The following is a 20,175-nucleotide window of genomic DNA, read 5'->3' as shown; positions in this document are numbered from 1 at the left end:
CGGAACCGGAACGCACGCTGACCGCCATGAACCATCTGAGCCCCGCCTCCAGCCGCCGCCGGTTCCTCGCCGTGGCGGCCGGCCTCGGCGCCACCGCCGCCGCGACGTCCGGGGTGGCGGTCGCCGCCACCGGCTCGCGGCCGCTGCGCGTGGCCACGTTCAACATCCACCACGGCGCGAGCTCCGCGGACGTCCTGGACCTGGACCGCGTCGCCCGGGTGATCCAGGCCATGCGGGTGGACGTCGTCGGCCTGCAAGAGGTCGACCGGTTCTGGAGGCGCAGCGGCTTCGCCGACCAGCCCGCCTGGCTGGGCGAGCGGCTGGGGATGCGGCACGCCTTCGGCGCCAACCTCGACCTGGACCCGGAGGAGCCCGGCCGGCCGCGCCGTCAGTACGGCACCGCGGTGCTCTCGCGCTGGCCGATCCAGTCCTGGACCAACACCCATCTGCCGCTCGTCCCCGGCCATGAGCAGCGCGGTCTGCTCCAGGCCACGCTGGATGTGGGCGGCAGCCGCGTCGAGTTCGCGGTGACGCATCTCCAGCACGACGACAACCAGGAGCGCGAGCGGCAGTCCGCCCGGATCGTCGAGCTCCTGGGGTCCTCCCCCGAGCGCACCCTCCTGGTCGGCGACCTGAACGCCACGTCCGAGGCCCCGGAGATCCGGACCCTGACCGATGTGCTGGGCGATGTCTGGCCCCAGGCCGGCACCGGCGACGGCTTCACCTACGACTCCGTCGACCCGCACGCCCGGATCGACTTCCTGCTCCCCTCCCACGATCTGCGCCCGCTCACCGCCCAGGTGTTCACGGCGGACCCGGAGGCGTCGGACCACCTGCCCGTGGTGAGCGATCTGCTGCTGCCCGTGTGCCACCGCCGGTGACGCGCGGAGCCTGTGAACCCTGAGCCGGACCTGTGAGCCACGGCCGAAATCTGTGAGCCGCGGCCGAAACCTGTGAATCCCGGCGGCCTTTGAGTCATCCCGCGCTCGGGGCCGTATTCCCTTGCGCCGGAGCCCAAGGGAAGGGGACAGGCCGTGACGACGCTACTGAACAGCCGGGCCGGGCGGCGGCAGGCCATGCGCCGCATCCAGCCCCGCCGTTCGCATGCCGTGCCGTTGATCCTGCTCAGCCTGGCAGGTGCGGCGGCGGTGCTGTCGCTGTGGTGGCAGAACACTCCGAACGTCGACGGCACGGCGCAGTGGCTGACCCACGCCGGGCGGCTCAGCGGGCTGCTCGGCGGCTATGTCCTCGCCCTCGTCGTCCTCCAGATGGCGCGCGTTCCGGCGCTGGAGCGGCGGGTGGGGTCGGACCGGGTCGCGCGGTGGCACGCGTTGAGCGGGCGGTACGCGCTGTGTCTGATCGTGGCGCATGTCGGGCTGATCATCGCGGGCTACGCGGAGCAGGCGGGCACCGGCCTCGTCGACCAGTCCGTCACCGTGGTCATGGACTACCCGGACATGATCAAGGCGGCGGTCGGCACCGCGATGCTGGTGGTGATCGGGCTGATCTCGGCGGGAATGGTGCGCCGCCGGATGCCGTACGAGGTGTGGTACTACCTGCATCTGTTCACCTATCTGGCGGTCTTCCTGACGTTCTGGCACCAGCTGGCGACCGGCGCGGAGTTCGTCGGGAACAAGACCGCGGAGACCGCCTGGTACGCGCTGTACGGCACGGTCACCGCGCTGGTGGTCTGGTACCGGCTGCTGGTCCCGCTGCGGCTCAACCTGCGGCACCGGATGCGGGTGGAGGCCGTCGTACCGGAGGCGCCCGGAGTGGTCTCGGTGCTGATCAAGGGGCGCAAGCTGCACCGGATCGGAGCACAGGCCGGGCAGTTCTTCCGATGGCGGTTCCTGGCCCCGGGGATGCGCTGGGGCTCCCATCCGTACTCGCTCTCCGCGCCGCCCCGGCCGGAGCTGCTGCGGATCACGGTGAAGGCGGTGGGCGGCCACAGCACGGGGCTGGCCTCGCTGGAGCCGGGGACGCGGGTGTGGGCGGAGGGGCCGTACGGGGCGATGACCGCGGCGCGGCGCAGCCGCGGCAAGGTGCTGATGATCGCGGGCGGTGCCGGGATCACCCCGATCCGGGCGCTGTTCGAGACGCTGCCGGGCAAGGGCAGCGACCTCACCCTGCTCTACCGGGCCCGCAGCGTCGAGGACCTGGCGCTGTGGAACGAGCTGAAGCAGATCGCGACCGAGCGCGGGGCCCGGCTGCTGTACGCGGTGAACGGCCCGGACGGCGCCCGGCCGGAGATCACCGCGGAGCGGCTGGGCCATCTGCTCCCCGATATCGAGGACCACGACGTCTATCTGTGCGGCCCACCGGGCCTGGCCGAGCACGCGTACGGGGCGCTGCGTGAGGCGGGGGTTCCGGATCGCCGGATCCACCACGAATCCTTCGAGCTGTGACCGAGGTGAAGCCATGAAGAGGAAGCATCCGCTGCGCCGCATCGTCGTGGGCACGGCCGCCACCGTCTCCGGTGTGGTGCTGCTGCTCGCACTGAAGCAGCCGGGTTCGGGGGGCGGCCAGGCCGTCGCCGAGAACCAGCCGGGGCAGGCGCCCCCGGTCGCGGCCACGGCACAGCCGGGCGGGGCAGGGGCGGGAGCCGGGGCGGGTGCGGGCGGCGCCCGTACGGTCACCGGCGACGCCGTACAGACGCAGTACGGCCCGGTCCAGGTGAGCCTCACCGTCAACGGCGGGAAGATCACCGGCGCGCAGGCGGTCAAGACGCCAAACTCCGGGCCGCGCAGCGACCAGATCGCCAAGGACTCCATCCCGAAGCTCAACCAGCAGGCGGTGGCCGCGGCGAAGGTGGACACGGTCTCCGGGGCCACCTACACCAGCGAGGGCTACGCCAAGTCGCTCCAGAGCGCGCTCGACAAGGCGGGTGCCAAGTGACGTACGGAATGGACGAACCCGAGCCGCTGCGCCATGTCGAGCACGTCATGGGCACGGTCTTCTCCTTCGACATCCGCGAGGTCGCGCCCGCCGACCGGCCCCGGGTGCAGGCCGCGCTGGACGGCGCCGTGGTGGGGCTGCACCGGGTGGACGAGCTGTTCTCCACCTACCGCCGGGACAGCCAGATCAGCCGGCTGGGACGCGGTGAGCTGACGCTGTCGCGCTGCGACCCCGAGGTCCGGGACGTGCTGCGGATGTGCGAGGACGCCGAGCACCGCAGCGGTGGCTGGTTCACCGCCCGCTACGCCGGTGGCCGGCTCGACCCGACGGGCCTGGTCAAGGGCTGGGCGGTGGAGCGCGCCGCCCGGATGCTGGTCTCCTCGGGCGCCGGGTCGGTGTGTGTGAACGGCGGCGGCGACGTCCAGGTGCACGGCGGCCCCTGGCGGGTGGGCATCGCCGATCCGCTGCGCCGGGGCGAGCTGGCGGCGGTCGTGGAGGCGCGCGGCGAGCTGGCCGTGGCCACCTCGGGCCCGGCCGAGCGGGGCTGCCACATCCTGGACCCCCACACCGGCCGCCCCCCGGTGCGGGGCCTGGCCTCGGTCACCGTGATCGCCACCAGCCTGGCCGACGCGGACGCCGTGGCCACCGCGGCCTGCGCCATGGGCGCCGAGCGCGCCCGCCCCTGGCTGGGACGGCTCCCCGACGCCGAGGCTTATCTCATCACCGCGGACGGCTCCACCTGGCACACCAGCGGCTTCGCCCGATATTCGGCGGAGCTGTGCGTATAGGGCCGTGGCTCAGCGGCGCTCACTCCTGGTCGCGAATCGCCTCGGCCAGCACCTGGACATGGCCGTAGTCGAGGTCCTTCACGGCCGTGAGGAGGGTCAGGGGGCCGGGGGCGGTCAGCTCGCGGAGGTGGGCGACGGCCTCGCGGCGCTCGGGTGTGGTGAGCTCGGCGCGGTAGCGGCTGGTGAATTCCGGGAAGAGGTCCGGGTCATGGCCGTACCAGCGGCGCAGCTCGGTGGACGGGGCGGCGTCCTTGACCCACTCGTCCAGCTGGGCGTCGGCCTTGGCGAGGCCGCGCGGCCAGACGCGGTCCACCAGGACGCGGGTGCCGTCGTCCGGGTCGGGGGCGTCGTACACCCGCCGGATCCGGATCGCGGGCTTGGACGCGGACGCTCGCGCGGAGGCTTTCTTGGTGGCCATACGCCCATGGAAACATCGACCCGGCGACCACCCGCAGGGATAATGCGCCACATGGGAAAGGTGTACGAACGTATCGACGGCAGACTCCGCACCTTCATCGAAGAGCAGAAGATGTTCTTCACCGCCACCGCACCGCTGGCCGGTGACGGCACGGTGAATCTCTCCCCGAAGGGGCTGGCCGGCTCCTTCGCCGTGGTCGACGAACTGACCGTGGCCTATCTGGACTTCGCGGGCAGCAACGCGGAGACCATCGCCCATCTGCGGGAGAACGGCAGGATCACCCTGATGTGGTGCGCCTTCACCGGCCCGCCGAACATCGTGCGCGTCCACGGCCGGGGCGAGCCGGTGTTCCGTGACGATCCACGCTTCTCCGCGCTGCTGAAGCACTTCCCGGACATTGATGTCGACGACCACGGGCTGCGGGCGATCATCGTGGTGACGGCCGAGCTGATCCGGGACACCTGCGGCTACGCGGTCCCGTTCATGGACTATCGCGAGGACCGCCCGCTGCACGCCTCCCGCTTCCGGCGGGAGGACGACGCGTCGCTGGACGCCTACTTCCACAAGAAGGAGCACATCGCCAGCAGCATCGACGGTCTGCCGGGGCTTCCGCTGCCGCTGCCGCCGCTGAGTTCCACATAGTGGGTGTAGTGACCACATAACGAGACGGTGTTGCGGACCGCGCCTCCGGGAGCGTTCCATCACGCGGTGCGATCCGAATCGAAGAGCTCCGCGGACAACTCCCCGACGACGGCGGGCCAGGCGCCCTCGCCGTCACCGGAGCCCGCCGCCGCCGACCGGGCGGCCCGGCGGGCCGTCACCGTCTTCCCCCTCCTCGTCCTCGCCGCCGGTGCGGCGGGCCTCGCCACGCCCGGCACCTTCAGCGGCTGGGCGCCGAACGTGCCCTATCTGCTCGGCGTGGTCATGTTCTGCATGGGGCTCACCATGACCCCGCGGGACTTCTCCGGTGTGGCCAAGCGGCCGTGGGCGGTGGCGCTCGGGCTGGTCGCGCACTATGTGATCATGCCGGGTCTCGGGTGGCTGATCGCCAACGCCCTCGGTCTCTCCCCGCAGTTGGCGGCCGGTGTCATCCTGGTCGGCTGCGCACCGAGCGGAACGGCCTCCAATGTGGTGACGTACCTGGCGCGCGGCGACGTGGCGCTGTCGGTGTCCGTCGCCACCGTCTCCACGGTGCTCGCGCCACTGGTCACCCCGCCGCTGACGCTGCTGCTGGCCGGGGAGTTCCTGCCGGTGGACGCGGAGTCGATGGTCACCGACATCCTCAAGACCGTGCTGCTGCCGGTGATCGGTGGACTGGTCGTACGGCTGGTCGCCGGGCGGTTCATCCAGCGGGTGCTGGGGCTGCTGCCCTGGCTGTCGGCGGTCACCATCGGCGTGATCGTGGCCATCGTGGTGGCCGCGAGCGCGGACGCCATCAAGTCGGCGGCGGCGCTGGTGCTACTGGCCGTGGTGCTCCACAACGGGCTCGGCCTGGCGCTGGGCTACGGGGCCGGCAAGCTGGCCCGGCTGGGCGCTCCCGCCAGCCGGGCCATGGCCTTCGAGGTCGGCATGCAGAACTCCGGGCTCGCCGCCTCCCTGGCCGCCGCCCACTTCAGCCCGCTGGCCGCGCTCCCGGCCGCGGTGTTCTCGGTCTGGCACAACGTCTCGGGGGCGGTAGTGGCGGCCTGGATGTCGTACCGGGCGCGCAGGGCGGAGACCGGCTGACGGCGACGGCCTGGCCATCCCACGGACGCGGCTGACGGCCGACCCCGGTTCGACCGTCGGCCGGTCCCCGTCCGGCCGTCAGCCGGTCCCCCGTTCGACCGTCAGCCGATCCGGTCCCGGCCGTCAGACGACGGCCGGCTCCCACGCCCGGTCGACCACCCGCACCAGACCCTTGTCGGTGAGCTTGATCTGCGGCGAGACGGGCAGCGTCATGGTCGAGACGCTCATGAAGGCATTGCGGTGCCGCCAGCCCCACCTGTGCAGTGCCTCCCGTACGGCGGCCGCGCCCCGGGCGACCTCGGCGGCCGGCGCCGGGGACATCACGCCGCCCACCGGCAGCGGGAGGTGCACGACCGGCTCTCCGGTGACGGCCACGCAGATACCACCGTGTGAGCCGATCACCCGATTGGCCGCATGGCGCAGCGCGGGGGCGTCGGTGGCGACGACGGTGAGGTTGTGACTGTCATGCGCGTACGTGGTGGCGACCGCGCCCTCGGCCAGCTCGAAGCCGACCACGGGGGCCATCGTTCGGCGCCCGGAGCGCTGGTGGCGCTCGTACACCGCGAGCACGGCCGTCCTGCCCTCCCACTTCACCAGGCCGTCCCGTACGGGCAGCACGACCTCGGCCGGTTCGGTGAAGGTGTCCACGGGGTTCACCCGCAGCGCCCGGAAGGTGTGTTCCCCATCGGGCAGGTCCACCCGCCAGCGGCAGTCGTCCTCGTCGAGCGGGGCGAGCCGCACCGAGTCGGCGAAGGGATTGCGGACCGGGGCCGTCGTGTCGGCGTCGGCGGCCCCGACGACCCGTCCACCGCAGACGACGGTCACCGGCGTCGGGTCCTCCAGTGCACGCAGCAGGACGAGGTCGGCCCGCTTCCCCGGTGCCACCACGCCACGGTCGTCCAGGCCGAGGCGGCGTGCCGGGTGCAGGGTGAGGGCCCGGAGCACGGTCAGCGGGCTGAACCCGGCGTCCAATGCGACCCGGGCGATATGGTCCAGATGTCCGCGCTCGAGGATGGCATCGGCCGCCAGATCGTCCGTGACCAGGCAGAAGTCGGGCAGGACGGGGAGCTCGCGGAGGCGAGCCACCAGCTCGGGGGTGAGGCACTTCTCCTGGAGCATCAGCAACATTCCGAGCCGGGCCTTCTCGACGGCGACCTCGGGGGTGTTCTTGGTGTGGTCGGAGTCGATCCCCGCCCAGAGGTACTCGCCCAGATCGTCGCCGGTCAGGCCCGGGCAGTGGCCGTCGAGCCGGACACCCTTGCGCCGGGCGGCCTCGACGATCGACCGCATCCGCGGGGAGCCCTCGACGACGGCCCGGTAGTCCATCACCTCGCCGAGCGTGGTCACCCCGTCCCAGTCGAGCATCTCGGCGATGTCCTCGGCGGTGAGCCGGGATCCGGCGGTCTCGAAGCCCTCCAGCGCGGGGACGCAGGAGGGCACGGCCCACAGCATGGTCTGCGCGGGCGCGCGGCCCTGCTCGATCATCCAGGCCATGGCCTCGCGCCCGGCGACGTTGACGATCTCGTGCGGATCGGCGAGCACCGTGGTGGTACCGCGCCGCACCGTGATCCGGGCGAACTCGGCAGGGGTGAGCAGCGAGCTTTCGATGTGCATATGGGCGTCGATGTACCCGGGCGCCAGGAGCAGCCCCTCGGCGTCCAGGACGCGGTCGGAGTCGATCCGCACACCGGGCGCGGCGACGGCGCGGATGAGGTCCCCGGTCACCACCACGTCCGCCGGCCGGATCTCGCCGGTGTGCACCGAGACGACGCCGGCACCACGGATGAGGAGATCGCAGCGGCTTGGCATCGGCATGGGGGTCTCCTGCTCGTTCTCTGTTCTGGAATCGGGAGTGGGAGGGTGCGTCGGCCCTACGCGGAGGCGCCCGGCACGGGCGCGGTGTGCGCGCCGTAGCGGCCACGCAGCCGCGACATGAGGAACGCGCGGAACGCCTCCGCGTCGACGCCCGTCGCCACCTTGGCGTTGGGCGGCAGGCCGGTGCGCCCGTGGACGTCGGCGACCAGCGCGCCACGGGTGAACTCGCCCGCGCATTCCACGGTCACCCAGGCCTCGGTCCACTGGAGGAGTCCCGGCCGGACGGCCGCCGCGACAGCGAGCGCGTCGTGCACGGCGCAGGCACGCACGGCGTGGCGGCGGGCGTAGCGCTCGATGAGATGGCTCAGCATCCGCCCGGCCGCCGAGGTCGCGGGCGCCCCGTCGGCGATCAGTGCCTCGGCGTCGGCGAGCGGGGTCAGGGCCTCGCGGGTCACATCGAGCCCGACGATGCGCAGCGGCACCCCGGCCTCGGCGACATAGCGGGCGGCCTCGGGGTCGGCGTGGAAGTTGAACTCGGCGGCGGGCGTGGTGTTGCCCGGGGCGAAGGCCGCCCCGCCCATGATGACGATCTCCGCCAGCCGCTCCCGGACGTCGGGGTGGGCGTGCAGCAGCGCGGCGACGTTGGTGAGCGGCGCCGTGGCGATGAGGGTGATCTCTTGGGGGTCGCCGACCCGGATCCGTTCGGCCATCCAGTCCACGGCGTGGCCGGGGTGGACGGCCCGGGTGGGCGTGGGGAGTTCCACACCGCCCAGGCCGTACGCGCCGTGCACCGGCTCATCGGGGTGGCGCAGCGCGCGGGCCAGGGGGCCGGCGTAGCCACGGAGCACCGGGGTGGCCGCCGCGGCGCCGCCGATCAGGTCGCACAGCCGCAGGGCGTTGTCGACGACCTGATCGAGTCCGACGTTGCCCGCGACGGTGGTCACGCCCACGACGTCGAGTTCGGGTGACGCGTACGCCAGCAGCAGCGCGATCGCGTCGTCGATCCCGGGGTCGCAGTCGATGATGACCCGGTGGGGGGCCTGGCTCATCCGGAGACCTCGCGCTGGAAGCGGTCCACCCACGCGTCGTTGTGATCGACCGCGTAGCCGAGGTCGGGGGAGGTGAACCCGGCGGCGGACGGGTCGTTCGCGGCCTTGCCCGCCACCTTGGTGAGGGACGCGGGCACCTCGGCGTCCTTGTTGACCGGCTTGTCGTTGAAGGAGGCGGCGGCCTTCTCCTGGACGTCCGCGGAGAGCAGATAGTCGATGAACTTCTCGGCGCCCGCCTTGTTCTTGCTGCCCTTGACGAGCTGGGCGGTGTTGGCGGCGACGAAGCGGCCCTTGTCGAACGGTGCCCAGCCGATGGGCTTGCCGGCCTTGGCCGGGTCCACGGCGAACAGGTCGAGGCCGGGGGCCATCTCGACCTCACCGCGGTCCAGGAGGCTCACCAGTTCGGTGCTGCGGTTGAAGAACTTGAGCACATTGGGCTTGAGGTCGGAGAGCTTCTTGAATCCGGCGTCGGCATCCTTGGGACCCGTGCCGTACGTGGCGGACGTGGCCTCGAGGAAGGGCATTCCGGCGCTGGTGGACATGTCGGGGACGGCGACCTTGCCCTTGTGCTCGGCCTTCCACAGCTCCTTCAGCGTGGGCGGCTCGCTGAACTTGTCGGTGCGGTAGAGCATGCCGAGCAGCTGGTAGGTGTAGGCGGGGCCGTAGCCGTCCTCGCTCCTGGCGAAGTCGTAGACCTTGGAGAGGTTGGGGACCTTCTCGGGGTCGATCTTCTCGAAGAGGCCCTGCTTCTGGCCCATGGCGGCGAAGAGGTCGGTGATCATGACGACGTCGACGGTGGGGTTCGCCTTGTTGACGCGGAGCTTGGTCAGCCGGTCGGCGTTGGCGCCGGTCTCCACGGTGACATCGATCCCGGTCTTCTTCTCGAACGGCTCGACCACCGTCTTCTCGAAGCGGTCCGCCCCGAAGCCGAAGGTGGAGACGGTCAGCTTCTTGGGGTCGGCGCCGGCGGTTTCGGCGCAGCCGGACAGGGACAGGGAGACGGCGGCCGCGGCCGCCGCGCCGGCGAGGAGTCTGGTGGTGCGGATCATGCGGGACACTCCTGCTGTTTCGAGGTGGCCGACCGGGCGTCGCCGTCGTCGCCGGCCAGGGGGACGGCCCGCGCAAGGGGCAGATGGAGCCGTACCGGCTCCCCCGCGCGCAGGGTGTCGTCGGTGCTGATGGCGTGGAGGACGCGGTCGCCGACGGTGGCGGTGACCGCGAAGTCCGTACCGCGGAAGCGGACCGCGGCCACGGTCCCCTCGACCACTTCACCGCCGGGGGGCGGCTTCTGACCGGGGGCGAGGACGCCCACATGCTCGGGCCTGATGGTGATCGGGCCCCGGCCGGGGAGGTCGAGGAAGTTCTCATAGCCCAGGAACTCCGCGACGAAGCGGGTCGCGGGCGCCCGGAAAACCTCGCGCGGCGGGCCCTGCTGCACGATCCGGCCGCGGTCGAGGATCACCATGGAGTCGGCGAGCTCCAGTGCCTCCTCCTGGTCGTGGGTGACCAGGATGGCGGTCAGCCCCGTCTCCCGCTGGACGCGCAGCAGTTCCTGCCGCATCTGGACGCGCAGCCGCGCGTCCAGGTTGGACAGCGGCTCGTCCAGCAGCAGCACCGAGGGGCGGATGGCCACGGCGCGGGCGAGCGCGACCCGCTGCTGCTGGCCGCCGGAGAGCTCCTTGGGCTTGCGCCGGGCGAGATGGGCGAGGCCGACCAGCTCCAGCACCTCGCCCACCCGGGTGCGGATCTCGGCGGCGGGCACGCCCCGCATCCGCAACCCGAACGCCACGTTCTTCTCCACGGTCAGATGCGGGAAGAGGGCGTACGACTGGAACACCATGCCGATGTTGCGGCGCTCGGGCGGCAGCCGGGTGGCCTCCTCGCCGTCGAGCAGGATGGTGCCGGAGCTGGGCGGGAGGAATCCCGCGATCATCCGCAGGGTCGTGGTCTTGCCGCAGCCGCTGGGCCCGAGCAGGGCGGTGAACTGTCCGCGCTCCACGGTCAGATCGATGGCGTCCACGGCCACCGACCCCGAGAACTCCCGGGTGATGGCCCGGAGCTGGACCACTGGCGTCGTCATCTGGCGCATCCCTACTTGCTGAAGACCTTGTTGAATCCGACGAGCCGCTCCGTGACCAGGGCGACCAGCACGGTCGCCGCCAGCAGCAGCGTGCTCACGGCCGCGACGACCGGGTCGAAGGAGAATTCCACGTAATGGAGCATCTCGACCGGGAGGGTGGAGACACCGGGGCCGTTGAGGAGCAGTGACAGCGGCACATTGTTGAAGGAAGTGAGGAAGGACAGCACGGCCGCGGAGACGATGCCGGGCGTCATCACCGGCAGGGTGATGTGCAGGAACGTCCGCAGCGGCCCCGCGCCGAGACCGCGTCCCGCCTCCTCCAGGGCGGGGTCGGCCATGGCGAGCGAGGCTCCGGTCACCCGCACCGCGTACGGCAGGAGCAGCACGGTGTGGCCGATCAGCAGCGCTCCGAGGGCGGTGATCCGCAGGGTGACCATCAGCTGCTGGAACAGGGCGAAGCCGAGGACCAGCTCCGGCACGATCGCCGGGGACAGGAACAGCGCCTCGATCGCCTTACGGCCGGGGAACCGGCGGCGCTGGATCGCCAGCGCGGCCGGAACGCCGACGAGCAGCGCCAGGGCCGTCGCTCCGGCCGCCACCAGCGCGCTGGTGAGGAGCGCGTCCTGGAAGGGCTGGTGGGCGAGCGCCTTGGTGAACCACTTCCCCGACAGGCCCGGGGGCGGAAACTCGACGGTGTCACCGGAGGAGAACGCGATCGCGACAACGAGCAGGATCGGTCCGAGCAGGAACAGCAGCGCCAGCGCGGACAGCGCGGTGAGCACGGGACGCCCTCGCATCAGACCGCCCCCACCCGGGACAGCCGACCGGATATCCAGCTCGCGGCGAGCACCAGCACGGTCATGATCAGGGCGACCGCGCTCGCCGCGCTCCAGTCGAGCTTCACATTGGCGTAGTCGTACAGCAGCGTGGCCAGCGTGCGGTTGCGGGTGCCGCCGAGCAGCAGCGGAGTGGTGAACGCGGTGACCGCGCCGGCGAAGACCAGGGTCGCGCCGACCAGCACACCGGGCAGCGCGAGGGGCAGCACCACGCTCCGGAACGCCCGGCCCGGTTTGGCCCCGAGCCCCCTGGCCGCGTCCTCCAGCCTGGCGTCGATATGGGAGAGCGAACTGTAGGAGGTCAGGATCATGATCGGGGTGAAGAGCTGGGTGAGCCCGGCGACCAGGGCGAATTCGGTGTAGAGCAGCTGGGTGCCACCGTCCACGATCTTCAGGTCGACCAGCACGGAGCTGATCAGTCCGTTGCGGCCGAGGATGACCAGCCAGGAGAAGGTGCGGACGACGGTGGAGAGCAACAGCGGAAAGACGGCGAGCGCGAGCAGCAGGCCCTGACGGCGCCTGGGCGCCCGGGAGATCAGGTAGGCCACCGGGAAGCCGAGCAGCAGACAGATGACCGTGGTGAGGGCGGCGACCCGGATGGTCCGGGCCGCCACCTCCAGGACGTAGGCGTCGCCGAGCATCCCGCCGAGCTTGCCGAGGACATCGGGGTGCTCCGCGGCGGGCGGGGCGAACAGGGTGACGCCGAAGGGATAGAGGAAGCCGAAGGCGAGCAGCGCCACCCCGGGCAGGAGCAAGAGGCCAGACGCCGCTCTGCGTGACACGAACCCGTCCTCCGTCGGAAATACGGTGCGCTGTGCACCACCATAGAAATGCAACCGGTTGCAGCAACCGGTTGCAGGCAAGGTACGCTAGCCCCGGGGAGGCCGTCAACGGCCATCGGTTAACACCGTGTAACCGGCAACGAGAGCAGGGGCGGATGGTTCGACTGGCAGACGTCGCTCGAGCGGCGGGCGTGTCCACTTCCACGGCGTCACGCGCGCTCAGCAGGCCCGACATGGTCGCGGCGGAGACCCGGGAGCGGGTGTCCCTCGTGGCCGCCGAGATGGGATTCCGGCTCAATGCCACCGCCCGCGCCCTGACCACCGGCCACACCGGGCTGGTGGGGGTCATCGTCCCCACCCTCGCCAACCCCTTCTTCCCGCCCATCGTCACGGGCGTTCAGCAGCCCCTCACCGAGGCGGGCGGAAACGTCCTGCTCGGCGTCTCCGACCACTCGGCGGACCGCGAGCGGGAGTTGGTGCACCAGCTGGGCCCGCGGGTCGACGGACTCATCCTGGTCGCGCCGGTCAGCCCGGACGCCGCCCTGCGCTCGTTCGCCGAGCGGCTGCCCGTGGTGACGGTGGACCGCACGGCCCCGGGGCTGCCCGGGGTGGTGGTGGACACCCCCGGCGGGGTGACCAAACTGATGAACCATCTCCTCGGCCTCGGCCACCGTCGCATCGCCTACCTCGGCGGTCCGCCCGGCTCCTGGATGGACCGGCAGCGCCGGAAGGCCGCCCTGACCGCGGTGGCCGACGGCGGCGGCGAACTGATCGTCCTGGATCCCGTACCGCCGCGGTTCGACGCCGGACTCGCCACGGCGGAGCACCTGGTGCGGCAGGAGACCCCGATCACCGCCGTCATGGTCTACAGCAGTTATGTGCTGCTCGGCCTCTTCATGGGACTGGGCAACGCCGGACTGCGCGTCCCGGAGGACATCAGCCTCGCCGCCTCCGACGACCTCACCGTCATCGGCATGACCCAGCCCGGCAGCACCGCGCTCCACGTCCCCCTCCAGGAGGCGGGAAGCGAGGCATGCCGACTGGTGCGGGAGGCCCCCGCGGCGGGCTCCCGGCCACCGCGCGTCCGGATCGCCACGCGGCTGGTGGTGCGCGACTCCACTGCGGCGCCCCCTGGTGGGTCGACGCGCACGTCACACGTCCCGTCTCACGCCCCGTCGCGGGCCCGGAAGAGCTAGCGCTCCTTCTGGGCCAGTCGCAGCAGATGGTCGGCGAGTGCCTGGCCGCCCAGCGGGTCGCGGCTGATCAGCAGGAGCGTGTCGTCGCCCGCGATGGTGCCGAGGATGTCGTGCAGCTCCGCCGAGTCGATGGCCGAGGCGAGGAACTGGGCGGCGCCCGGCGGAGTGCGCAGCACCACGAGGTTGGCCGAAGCCTCCGCCGAGATCAACAGCTCACCCGCCAGCCGGGCCATCCGCGCCTCGCTCGCCGACTCGCCGAGCGGGGCGCGCGGCGTGCGGTCGCCGCCCTCGCTCGGCACCGCGTAGATCAGCTCACCGCCGGTGTTGCGGATCTTCACCGCGCCCAGCTCGTCCAGGTCCCGGGAGAGCGTCGCCTGGGTGACGGACAGCCCGTCGTCCGCGAGCAGCTTGGCGAGCTGGCTCTGGGAGCGCACGGCCTGCCGGTTCAGGATGTCCACGATCCGGCGGTGGCGTGCGGTGCGGGTCTGTGGCACGGCCGGGCCGTGGTTGGCGTCCTGCGCGTCGGTGTGCTGCGCCTCGGTCATCGGTGTCGTCAGTCTCCGGCTCGTCGTTCCCCGTCTCCCTCATGTGCGGCGTCCAGGACGGCGGGCAGCTCCCGGAGGAAGGTGTCCACCTCGCCGTCGGAGATGACGAGCGGCGGGGCGAGCCGGACCACATCCGGCGCGACCGCGTTCACCAGGAGTCCCGCGTCCTGAGCCGCCTTCTGCACCTGCGGCGCGAGGGACTCTGTGAGCACGATACCGAGCAGCAGCCCGGCCCCGCGGACCCGGGCGACCAGTGCGTGGTCAAGCGACTCGATTCCGTTACGCAGCCGCTCCCCCGCCCGCTTGACCCGGTCCAGGATGCCGTCGGCGGCGATGGTGTCGAGGACGGCGAGACCGGCCGCGCAGGAGACGGGGTTGCCGCCGAAGGTGGATCCGTGCTGACCCGGGGTCAGCAGATCGGCCGCGGGCCCGAAGGCGAGGGTGGCGCCGATGGGCAGCCCGGCGCCGAGCCCCTTGGCGAGGGTGACGACATCGGGCTCGACGCCCTGAGCCTGGTGCTCGAACCAGTGGCCGGTCCGCCCGATCCCGGTCTGGATCTCGTCGAGCACCAGCAGGGTGCCGGTGGCCCGGGTGATCTCCCGCGCCGCGGCCAGATAGCCGGCCGGCGGCACGATGACGCCGTTCTCGCCCTGGATGGGCTCCAGGATGACGAGGGCGGTGTCGGTGGTGACGGCCGCGCGCAGCGCCTCCACGTCCCCGTACGGCACGTGCGTCACATCGCCGGGCAGCGGCAGGAAGGGCTCCTGCTTGGCGGGCTGGCCGGTCAGGGCCAGCGCGCCCATGGTGCGGCCGTGGAAGCCGCCGTCGGTGGCCACCATATGGGTGCGCCCGGTGCGCCGCCCGATCTTGAAGGCGGCCTCGACCGCCTCCGCGCCGGAGTTGGAGAAGTACACACGTCCGGAGCGGCCGAAGAGCTGGAGCAGCCGCTCGGCGAGCGCCACCGGGGGCTCGGCCACGAAGAGGTTGGAGACATGGCCGAGGGTGGCGATCTGGTCGGACACCGCCCGGACGACGGCGGGGTGGGCATGGCCGAGCGAGTTGACGGCGATACCGCCGACGAAGTCGAGGTACTCCTTGCCGTCCGCGTCCCAGACCTTGGTGCCCTCGCCGTGGGTGAGCGGGAGGCGGGGGGTGCCGTAGTTGTCCATGAGCGCCCCCTGCCAGCGCCGCTTCAGCTCCGCGTTGCTCACTGGTCCTCCCCCTTGTCGCCGTTGCCGTCCTGGTCGCCCTTGCTGTCCTGGTCGTCGTCGCCGATCACGGTCCCGTCCGGCAGGACCATCGTGCCGATGCCCTCGTCGGTGAAGACCTCCAGCAGGATGGAGTGCGGTACCCGCCCGTCGAGCACACGGGCTGTGGTGACCCCGTGGCGCACGGCGTACAGACAGCCCTCCATCTTCGGCACCATGCCGCTGGCCAGCTCCGGGAGCAGCTTCTCCAGCTGGCTCGCGGTGAGCTTGCTGATCACCTCGTCGCTGTTGGGCCAGTCGGCGTAAAGGCCCTCGACATCGGTGAGCACCATCAGCGTCTCGGCGCCCAGCGCGACGGCGAGGGCGGCCGCGGCCGTGTCGGCGTTCACGTTGTAGACATGGCCGTCGTCGGCGCTGCGGGCGATGGAGGAGACGACCGGGATCCGGCCGTCGTCCAGCAGGGCCCGCACCGCGCCGGTGTCGATCTCGGTGATCTGGCCGACCCGGCCGATGTCCACCTGCTCGCCGTCGATCTCGGCGAAGTGCTTGGTGGCGGACATCAGATGGGCGTCCTCGCCGGTCATGCCGACGGCCAGCGGGCCATGCCGGTTGAGCAGCCCGACCAGTTCGCGCTGGACCTGTCCGGCCAGCACCATCCGTACGACGTCCATGGCGTCGTCGGTGGTGACCCGCAGCCCGGCCTTGAACTCGCTCACCAGACCGTGCCGGTCCAGCTGTGCGCTGATCTGGGGGCCGCCGCCGTGGACGACGACGGGGCGCAGGCCCGCGTGGCGCAGGAAGACGACGTCCTGGGCGAAGGCGGCCTTCAGCTCGTCGTCGACCATGGCGTTGCCGCCGAACTTGACCACCACGGTCTTGCCGTGGTGCCGGGTCAGCCAGGGCAGCGCCTCGATGAGGGTGCGGGCCTTGGGCAGGGCGGTGTGTTTACGGGTGGCGGTCGGCTGGCTCATGATGAATACGCGCTGTTCTCGTGGACGTAGTCGGCGGTCAGGTCGTTGGCCCAGATGACCGCCGACTCGCTGCCCGCGGCAAGGTCGGCGGTGATGCGGACCTCGCGGTAGCGCATGTCGACCAGTTCCCGGTCCTCGCCCACCGAGCCGTTCTTGCACACCCAGACGTCGTTGATCGCGACATTGAGCTGATCCGGTTCGAAGGCGGCCGAGGTGGTGCCGATCGCGGAGAGCACCCGGCCCCAGTTGGGGTCCTCGCCGTGGACGGCGCACTTGAGGAGGTTGTTACGGGCGATGGAGCGGCCCACCTCCACCGCGTCGTCCTCGGTGGCCGCGCCCACGACCTCGATCCGGATGTCCTTGGAGGCGCCCTCGGCGTCCCCGATCAGCTGGCGGGCGAGATCGGCGCAGACCTCGCGGACCGCCTCGGCGAACTCCGCGGTGTCGGGGGCGGCACCGGAGGCGCCGGAGGCCATCAGCAGCACCATGTCGTTGGTGGACATGCAGCCGTCGGAGTCGATCCGGTCGAAGGTGGTGCGGGTGGCGGAGCGCAGCGCGGTGTCCAGCCCCGGGGCGTCCAGGTCGGCGTCGGTGGTGAGGACGACGAGCATGGTGGCCAGGCCCGGGGCGAGCATCCCGGCGCCCTTGGCCATACCGCCCACGGTCCAGCCGGCCGGGCTCTGTACGACGGCCGTCTTGTGGACGGTGTCGGTGGTCTTGATGGCGATCGCGGCCTTCTCGCCGCCGTGCTCGCTCAGGGCGGCGGCGGCCGTCTCGACCCCGGACAGCACCGCGTCCATGGGCAGCCGGACGCCGATGAGCCCGGTGGAGGCCACGGCGACCTCGCCCGCGCTGTGGCCGATGACCTCGGCGACCTTCTCGGCGGTGGCGTGGGTGTCCTGGAAGCCCAGCGGGCCGGTGCAGGCGTTGGCGCCACCGGAGTTGAGGACGGCGGCCGAGACCTGACCGCCCTTGATGACCTGCTCGGACCACAGGACGGGGGCGGCCTTGACGCGGTTGGAGGTGAAGACGGCCGCGGCGGAGAGGCGCGGGCCGGTGTTCACCACGAGTGCGAGGTCGGGGTTTCCGTTCTCCTTGATCCCTGCCGCGACGCCGGAGGCCGTGAAGCCCTGGGCTGCCGTAACGCTCATGGAGCGACTCCGATCGTGGAAAGTCCCAGCTCCTCGGGGAGGCCGAGGGCGATGTTCATGCTCTGCACCGCGCCGCCCGCGGTGCCCTTGGTCAGGTTGTCGATGGCGCTGATCACGAGGGCGCGTCCGGCCGCCTCGTCATGGGCGACCTGGAGCAGCGCGGCGTTGGATCCGTACACGGCGGCGGTGGAGGGCCACTGGCCCTCGGGGAGGAGGGTGACGAACGGTTCGTCCCGCAGCGCCTTGTCGTACGCGGCGCGCAGGCTCTCCCCGGTGACCCCGGGCCTGGCCTTGGCGCTGCACGTGGCGAGGATGCCGCGGGGCATCGGGGCGAGGGTCGGGGTGAAGGAGACCGACACCCGCTCCCCCGCCGCGGCGGACAGGTTCTGGATCATCTCGGGGGTGTGCCGGTGGCCGCCACCGACGCCGTACGGGCTCATCGAGCCCATGACCTCGCTGCCCAGCAGATGCGGTTTGGGCGCCTTGCCCGCGCCCGAGGTCCCGGAGGCGGCGACGATGACCGCCTCGGGCTCCAGCAGCCCGGCCGCGTACGCCGGGAAGAGCGCGAGGGAGACGGCGGTGGGGTAGCAGCCCGGCACCGCGATGCGCTTGGTGCCCTCCAGCGCGGCGCGGGCGCCGGGCAGCTCGGGCAGGCCGTAGGGCCAGGTGCCGGCGTGCGGCGAACCGTAGAACTTCTCCCAGTCCGCCGCGTCCTTCAGCCGGAAGTCGGCACCGCAGTCGACGACCAGGGCCTGGTCGCCGAGCTGCTCGGCCACGGCGGCGGACTGTCCGTGCGGCAGCGCCAGGAAGACCACGTCATGCCCGGCCAGCGCCTCGGCGGTGGTGGGCTCGAGCACCCGCCCGGCCAGCGGGAGCAGATGGGGCTGAAGCCCGGCGAGGGGCTGCCCGGCGTTGGAGTTTCCGGTCAGGGTGCCGATCTCCACCTCGGGGTGGGCGAGCAGCAGCCGCAGCAGTTCCCCGCCCGCGTATCCGCTCGCGCCCGCCACCGCAGCACGTATGGCCATCGCCGTCGTCCTCCCTAGATGATGGCATGACTATACGTTCGACGACAGCTTTATGCAAAGGGTGGCCGGATTCCCACCACCGAGGTGAAGCGGCTCAGACGACGATGACCCGGCGCCCGCGCGTATGACCGGCGTGGCTGTCGATGTGCGCCGCCGCGGCCTCGGCGAGCGGGTACGACTTCTCGACCGGGATGTGGAGCCTCCCTCGCGTGATGAGGTCGACGGCCTCGGCCAGCGCTTCCGGCACGCTCCCGGCCACACCGGAGAATCGGACACCGAGCTCCGGCGCGCCGAGGTCGGCGATGGAGATCACCTTCCGCGGGTCCCCGGTCAGCTCGACGAGCTCGCGGATCACGCCCGAACCGGCCAGATCGAGCGCCGCGTCGACCCGGCCGAGCCGCCGCACCCGCTCGACCCAGCCCTCGCCGTACGTCGTGGGGACGGCACCCAGGCTCCGCAGATAGTCCTGGTTCGCGGCCCCGGCCGTGCCGATCACCGTGATGCCGCGGTCGCGGGCGATCTGGAGCACCGCCGATCCGACTCCCCCGGACGCGCCGCTGACCAGCAGCGTCTGCCCGGGCCGCACACCGACCTCGCGGATGACGCGCAGCGCGGTCTCCACCACGGAGGGGTACCCGGCCGCCTCCTCGAACGTCAGCCCCTCGGGCATCCGGGCCCAGGCCGACAGCACGGCGAACTCGGCGTAGGTGCTCGAACCCTCGCCGAACACACGGTCTCCGACCTCGACCCCTTCGACACCCTCACCGACCTCGTCCACCACCCCGGAGGCGTCCAGCCCGACCCCGGAGGGCAGTTCGACCGGATGGGCCCCCAGGATCTGGCCTTCACGGATCCGCCAGTCGACGGGGTTCACGCCCGCCGCCCGTACGGCGACGCGTATCTGGCCGGGGCCCGCGTGGGGCTCCTCGGCGTCTATGAGTTGCAGAACGTCCGGACCGCCGAACTCGGCGAAGCTCACTCTCTTCATGCGACCGACCGTAACACTAACCGTTAGGGTTTAAAAACCGTTACGGTTTTGCATCTGATAGCGTGCGGGCATGACCGTGCCGCCCGGACGCCGTGAGCGCAAGAAGGCCGCGACCCGCCAGAAGATCGCCGATGCCGCCCTGCGGCTCTTCCTGGAACGCGGGTACGACGCGGTGGGCATCCGTGACGTGGCCGCCGAGGCCGACGTGGCCGTCACCACGCTCTTCTCCCACTTCGCCTCGAAAGAGGCCCTGGTGTTCGAGCAGGACCAGGACTTCGAACAACGCCTCACCCGGGCGGTCACCGGCCGGGCGCCGCACGAACCGCTCCTCCCCGCGCTGCGCCACGAGATCCATGCCCTGGTGCGCCATTGCTCGGCGGATGGCGCCGCGCCGATCTGGCAGATGATCGACGCATCGCCCGACCTGCGGGAGTACGAGGAGTCGATGAGGCTGCGCCATGCGGAGTCGCTGGCGACGGCCATCGCGGCCGACCCCGGCCGGTCACAGACCACCACGGCCTGCCGGACGATCGCGAGGTTCGTGATCGACGCCTATGCGCTGGCCCGTGAGGCGGCGGATCCGGAGGCCGCGGTGGACGAGATCTTCCGGATGATCGAGGCGGCCTGGGAGGTCGCCTCACCTTCTCGACGTACGTGATCCGTTCTCGACGTACGTGACCGCTTCTCGACGTCGTGACTCGAC

At 71.7% G+C, this 20,175-nt stretch carries 21 protein-coding genes; 8 read left to right on the top strand and 13 right to left on the bottom strand.

Annotated elements, in window-relative coordinates; all coding sequences use genetic code 11:
* The first annotated feature begins 26 nt into the window (after positions 1-26).
* The 4 genes from ACJX2R_RS40060 (at position 27) to ACJX2R_RS40045 (ending at position 3,683) form a co-directional block, all read left to right on the top strand.
* Entirely contained in the window at positions 27-881 is an 855-nt protein-coding gene (locus tag ACJX2R_RS40060) for an endonuclease/exonuclease/phosphatase family protein (RefSeq protein WP_413104075.1), read from the top strand.
* Positions 882-1,076: 195 nt separating this feature from the next.
* Positions 1,077-2,405 (top strand): ferredoxin reductase family protein, encoded by a 1,329-nt coding sequence (locus ACJX2R_RS40055; protein ID WP_262701009.1) that lies wholly within the window; start codon positions 1,077-1,079, stop codon positions 2,403-2,405.
* Positions 2,406-2,418: 13 nt separating this feature from the next.
* Positions 2,419-2,895 (top strand): FMN-binding protein, encoded by a 477-nt coding sequence (locus ACJX2R_RS40050; RefSeq protein ID WP_262700883.1) that lies wholly within the window; start codon positions 2,419-2,421, stop codon positions 2,893-2,895.
* 47 nt (positions 2,896-2,942) lie between these two features.
* On the top strand, positions 2,943-3,683 hold the full coding sequence (locus tag ACJX2R_RS40045) for an FAD:protein FMN transferase (RefSeq protein WP_371106028.1): 741 nt from the start codon (positions 2,943-2,945) through the stop codon (positions 3,681-3,683).
* Positions 3,684-3,702: 19 nt separating this feature from the next.
* On the opposite strand, the gene ACJX2R_RS40040 is transcribed toward ACJX2R_RS40045, so the two are convergent.
* Positions 3,703-4,101 carry a DUF488 domain-containing protein gene (locus tag ACJX2R_RS40040; protein ID WP_413104074.1) on the bottom strand — a complete coding sequence of 133 codons (399 nt, stop codon included), beginning with the start codon at positions 4,099-4,101 and terminating at the stop codon, positions 3,703-3,705.
* A gap of 51 nt (positions 4,102-4,152) precedes the next feature.
* Here ACJX2R_RS40040 and ACJX2R_RS40035 point away from each other — a divergent pair, with 51 nt between their 5' ends.
* Positions 4,153-4,743, top strand: coding sequence for a pyridoxamine 5'-phosphate oxidase family protein (locus ACJX2R_RS40035; protein WP_413104073.1), 591 nt, complete (start codon positions 4,153-4,155; stop codon positions 4,741-4,743).
* A gap of 66 nt (positions 4,744-4,809) precedes the next feature.
* Positions 4,810-5,826: a bile acid:sodium symporter family protein gene (locus ACJX2R_RS40030; protein WP_413104072.1), complete on the top strand. Its 1,017-nt coding sequence runs from the start codon at positions 4,810-4,812 to the stop codon at positions 5,824-5,826.
* A 123-nt stretch (positions 5,827-5,949) separates the two neighbouring features.
* Here ACJX2R_RS40030 and ACJX2R_RS40025 read toward each other — a convergent pair whose 3' ends face one another.
* The 6 genes from ACJX2R_RS40025 to ACJX2R_RS40000 are packed head-to-tail and all read right to left on the bottom strand — an operon-like array spanning position 5,950 to position 12,388.
* Complete coding sequence (locus ACJX2R_RS40025) at positions 5,950-7,641, bottom strand: adenine deaminase C-terminal domain-containing protein (protein WP_413104071.1); 1,692 nt, start codon at positions 7,639-7,641, stop codon at positions 5,950-5,952.
* A gap of 56 nt (positions 7,642-7,697) precedes the next feature.
* Positions 7,698-8,690, bottom strand: coding sequence for a nucleoside hydrolase (locus tag ACJX2R_RS40020; RefSeq protein ID WP_413104070.1), 993 nt, complete (start codon positions 8,688-8,690; stop codon positions 7,698-7,700).
* Positions 8,687-9,739, bottom strand: coding sequence for an ABC transporter substrate-binding protein (locus ACJX2R_RS40015; protein ID WP_413104069.1), 1,053 nt, complete (start codon positions 9,737-9,739; stop codon positions 8,687-8,689). The genes ACJX2R_RS40020 and ACJX2R_RS40015 overlap by 4 nt, the downstream gene beginning before the upstream one ends.
* Entirely contained in the window at positions 9,736-10,770 is a 1,035-nt protein-coding gene (locus ACJX2R_RS40010) for an ABC transporter ATP-binding protein (protein WP_413104068.1), read from the bottom strand. The genes ACJX2R_RS40015 and ACJX2R_RS40010 overlap by 4 nt, the downstream gene beginning before the upstream one ends.
* 11 nt (positions 10,771-10,781) lie before the next feature.
* Positions 10,782-11,567, bottom strand: coding sequence for an ABC transporter permease (locus tag ACJX2R_RS40005; RefSeq protein ID WP_262700875.1), 786 nt, complete (start codon positions 11,565-11,567; stop codon positions 10,782-10,784).
* Positions 11,567-12,388, bottom strand: a complete 822-nt coding sequence (locus ACJX2R_RS40000) for an ABC transporter permease (protein ID WP_413104067.1) — start codon at positions 12,386-12,388, stop codon at positions 11,567-11,569. Before ACJX2R_RS40000 ends, ACJX2R_RS40005 begins: the two co-directional genes overlap by 1 nt.
* 155 nt (positions 12,389-12,543) lie before the next feature.
* Between ACJX2R_RS40000 and ACJX2R_RS39995 the strand changes: the two genes are divergently transcribed.
* Entirely contained in the window at positions 12,544-13,584 is a 1,041-nt protein-coding gene (locus ACJX2R_RS39995) for a LacI family DNA-binding transcriptional regulator (protein ID WP_413104066.1), read from the top strand.
* On the opposite strand, the gene ACJX2R_RS39990 is transcribed toward ACJX2R_RS39995, so the two are convergent.
* The 6 genes from ACJX2R_RS39990 to ACJX2R_RS39965 all read right to left on the bottom strand — a co-directional run bounded on the left by ACJX2R_RS39990 (position 13,581) and on the right by ACJX2R_RS39965 (position 19,472).
* Positions 13,581-14,129: an arginine repressor gene (locus ACJX2R_RS39990; protein WP_262700872.1), complete on the bottom strand. Its 549-nt coding sequence runs from the start codon at positions 14,127-14,129 to the stop codon at positions 13,581-13,583. The genes ACJX2R_RS39995 and ACJX2R_RS39990 overlap by 4 nt on opposite strands.
* Before the next feature lie 8 nt (positions 14,130-14,137).
* Positions 14,138-15,340 (bottom strand): acetylornithine transaminase, encoded by a 1,203-nt coding sequence (locus ACJX2R_RS39985; protein WP_413104065.1) that lies wholly within the window; start codon positions 15,338-15,340, stop codon positions 14,138-14,140.
* On the bottom strand, positions 15,337-16,308 hold the full coding sequence (argB, locus tag ACJX2R_RS39980; protein ID WP_413104064.1) for an acetylglutamate kinase: 972 nt from the start codon (positions 16,306-16,308) through the stop codon (positions 15,337-15,339). Before argB ends, ACJX2R_RS39985 begins: the two co-directional genes overlap by 4 nt.
* Positions 16,305-17,459 (bottom strand): bifunctional glutamate N-acetyltransferase/amino-acid acetyltransferase ArgJ, encoded by a 1,155-nt coding sequence (gene argJ, locus ACJX2R_RS39975; protein WP_413104063.1) that lies wholly within the window; start codon positions 17,457-17,459, stop codon positions 16,305-16,307. Before argJ ends, argB begins: the two co-directional genes overlap by 4 nt.
* Positions 17,456-18,484 (bottom strand): N-acetyl-gamma-glutamyl-phosphate reductase, encoded by a 1,029-nt coding sequence (argC, locus tag ACJX2R_RS39970; protein ID WP_413104062.1) that lies wholly within the window; start codon positions 18,482-18,484, stop codon positions 17,456-17,458. The genes argJ and argC overlap by 4 nt, the downstream gene beginning before the upstream one ends.
* Positions 18,485-18,578: 94 nt before the next feature.
* Complete coding sequence (locus ACJX2R_RS39965) at positions 18,579-19,472, bottom strand: NADP-dependent oxidoreductase (RefSeq protein WP_413104061.1); 894 nt, start codon at positions 19,470-19,472, stop codon at positions 18,579-18,581.
* 70 nt (positions 19,473-19,542) lie between these two features.
* Here ACJX2R_RS39965 and ACJX2R_RS39960 point away from each other — a divergent pair, with 70 nt between their 5' ends.
* The gene (locus ACJX2R_RS39960; RefSeq protein ID WP_413104060.1) at positions 19,543-20,130 is read left to right on the top strand and encodes a TetR/AcrR family transcriptional regulator; all 588 of its coding nucleotides are present in this window, start codon (positions 19,543-19,545) and stop codon (positions 20,128-20,130) included.
* Positions 20,131-20,175: the final 45 nt, after the last annotated feature.

The sequence above is a fragment of the Streptomyces sp. Inha503 genome, assembly GCF_047215865.1.
Lineage (GTDB): Bacteria > Actinomycetota > Actinomycetes > Streptomycetales > Streptomycetaceae > Streptomyces > Streptomyces lycopersici.
This window is presented reverse-complemented; position numbering and strand designations above follow the sequence as displayed.

Coding starts and splice junctions, on each gene's coding strand:
- ACJX2R_RS40060 (WP_413104075.1), top strand. CDS start 27: ATGAACCATCTGAGCCCCGCCTCCAGCCGCCGCCGGTTCCTCGCCGTG.
- ACJX2R_RS40055 (WP_262701009.1), top strand. CDS start 1,077: ATGCGCCGCATCCAGCCCCGCCGTTCGCATGCCGTGCCGTTGATCCTG.
- ACJX2R_RS40050 (WP_262700883.1), top strand. CDS start 2,419: ATGAAGAGGAAGCATCCGCTGCGCCGCATCGTCGTGGGCACGGCCGCC.
- ACJX2R_RS40045 (WP_371106028.1), top strand. CDS start 2,943: ATGGGCACGGTCTTCTCCTTCGACATCCGCGAGGTCGCGCCCGCCGAC.
- ACJX2R_RS40040 (WP_413104074.1), bottom strand. CDS start 4,101: ATGGCCACCAAGAAAGCCTCCGCGCGAGCGTCCGCGTCCAAGCCCGCG.
- ACJX2R_RS40035 (WP_413104073.1), top strand. CDS start 4,153: ATGGGAAAGGTGTACGAACGTATCGACGGCAGACTCCGCACCTTCATC.
- ACJX2R_RS40025 (WP_413104071.1), bottom strand. CDS start 7,641: ATGCCGATGCCAAGCCGCTGCGATCTCCTCATCCGTGGTGCCGGCGTC.
- ACJX2R_RS40020 (WP_413104070.1), bottom strand. CDS start 8,690: ATGAGCCAGGCCCCCCACCGGGTCATCATCGACTGCGACCCCGGGATC.
- ACJX2R_RS40015 (WP_413104069.1), bottom strand. CDS start 9,739: ATGATCCGCACCACCAGACTCCTCGCCGGCGCGGCGGCCGCGGCCGCC.
- ACJX2R_RS40010 (WP_413104068.1), bottom strand. CDS start 10,770: ATGACGACGCCAGTGGTCCAGCTCCGGGCCATCACCCGGGAGTTCTCG.
- ACJX2R_RS40005 (WP_262700875.1), bottom strand. CDS start 11,567: ATGCGAGGGCGTCCCGTGCTCACCGCGCTGTCCGCGCTGGCGCTGCTG.
- ACJX2R_RS39995 (WP_413104066.1), top strand. CDS start 12,544: ATGGTTCGACTGGCAGACGTCGCTCGAGCGGCGGGCGTGTCCACTTCC.
- ACJX2R_RS39990 (WP_262700872.1), bottom strand. CDS start 14,129: ATGACCGAGGCGCAGCACACCGACGCGCAGGACGCCAACCACGGCCCG.
- argB (WP_413104064.1), bottom strand. CDS start 16,308: ATGAGCCAGCCGACCGCCACCCGTAAACACACCGCCCTGCCCAAGGCC.
- argJ (WP_413104063.1), bottom strand. CDS start 17,459: ATGAGCGTTACGGCAGCCCAGGGCTTCACGGCCTCCGGCGTCGCGGCA.
- argC (WP_413104062.1), bottom strand. CDS start 18,484: ATGGCCATACGTGCTGCGGTGGCGGGCGCGAGCGGATACGCGGGCGGG.
- ACJX2R_RS39965 (WP_413104061.1), bottom strand. CDS start 19,472: ATGAAGAGAGTGAGCTTCGCCGAGTTCGGCGGTCCGGACGTTCTGCAA.
- ACJX2R_RS39960 (WP_413104060.1), top strand. CDS start 19,543: ATGACCGTGCCGCCCGGACGCCGTGAGCGCAAGAAGGCCGCGACCCGC.